At 65.8% G+C, this 506-nt stretch carries 1 protein-coding gene; it reads left to right on the top strand.

The window, feature by feature from the left end:
- Positions 1-506, top strand: a 506-nt coding sequence (locus ACFO3N_RS25060; protein WP_379801535.1) for a phage portal protein, incomplete at both ends; no start/stop codon positions are given.

Genomic DNA, 506 nt, shown 5'->3' with positions numbered 1-506 from the left:
AGCGTGACCCGGCTGCTGCCCGAGGATGGGGCGGGGCGGGCGTCCATCCTGCACCTGAAGGCGCTGCATCCGCTGGACGATCATTATGGGCTGGGCTGCGTGGGCGCGGCGGCCGGGGCGGTGGCGATCCACAATGCGGCGACGGTTTGGAACAAGGCTCTGCTGGACAATGCGGCGCGGCCTTCGGGGGCCATGGTCTATGATCCGGGCGACGGGTCGGTGATGTCGCCCGAGCGCGTGCGCGCCCGGACCGCGACGGTGCGCTCGCCCTTCGGCGGGGGTATCTTTGGCGGGCAGACGCATAGCCAGTCGCCCGAGGGGATATTCACCCATGTGTCGGGGGTGAAGACGGTCATTCCTTCGACGCCTTATGACGCAAAGGGGCTTTTGATCGCGGCGATCGAGGATAATGATCCGGTGATCTTCTTCGAGCCCAAGCGCATTTATAATGGGCCATTCGACGGCCATTATGACCGGCCGTCGAAAAGCTGGGCCGGGCATCCGGG

It is taken from the genome of Flavobacterium chungangensis, from assembly GCF_042654045.1.
In the GTDB taxonomy this organism is placed as follows: Bacteria; Bacteroidota; Bacteroidia; order Flavobacteriales; family Flavobacteriaceae; genus Flavobacterium; species Flavobacterium chungangensis.
The sequence above is the reverse complement of the archived record's forward strand: the minus strand, read 5'-3'. Positions and strand labels throughout refer to the sequence as shown.